Source organism: Telluria sp. AZSoR62 (assembly GCF_058111565.1).
This window is the reverse complement of record NZ_JBYTST010000110.1, coordinates 1-405: the sequence shown is the minus strand read 5'-3', so window position 1 is coordinate 405 and position 405 is coordinate 1. Positions and strand designations below refer to the sequence as shown.

The window sequence follows — 405 nt, the reverse complement described above, 5'->3', positions numbered from 1 at the left end:
CGCGCTCCAACACGATGCGGCGTGTCAGGGTTTCGCTCAGCACCTGGTGGATGAAGGTTTGATCGTCGGCGGAGAGCTTAGCCAATGGCTGCGCCAGGTCATCGGCAATAGCCAACTTGGCGGCGATGGCGTTGGGAAACCGATATTCGTGCGCCTCGGCATCGAAGGGTTGGCGCGGCAATACCATGGGCGTCGCGGGAGGCGTCAACCGCACGTCATCGCCGGCCAATGCGGCGATAGGCAGGCCAAGCTGGTCGGCCAGCGAGCGGATTCGATCGGAGCGCTCATCCGCCTTGCCGCGTTTGAAGGCGCGGTAACGATGCAGGGGAATGGGGCCAGAGACGGGGTAGTAAGGTCCGAAACGCTCTCCCTCGAATTCAGCATAGAGTTCGTCATCGAACAAGC

1 pseudogene is annotated in these 405 nt (G+C 62.0%); it reads right to left on the bottom strand.

The features are described 5' to 3' along the window. Window positions 1-405: pseudogene (locus tag AC3XQU_RS23100) on the bottom strand (IS481 family transposase); the annotation flags it as partial.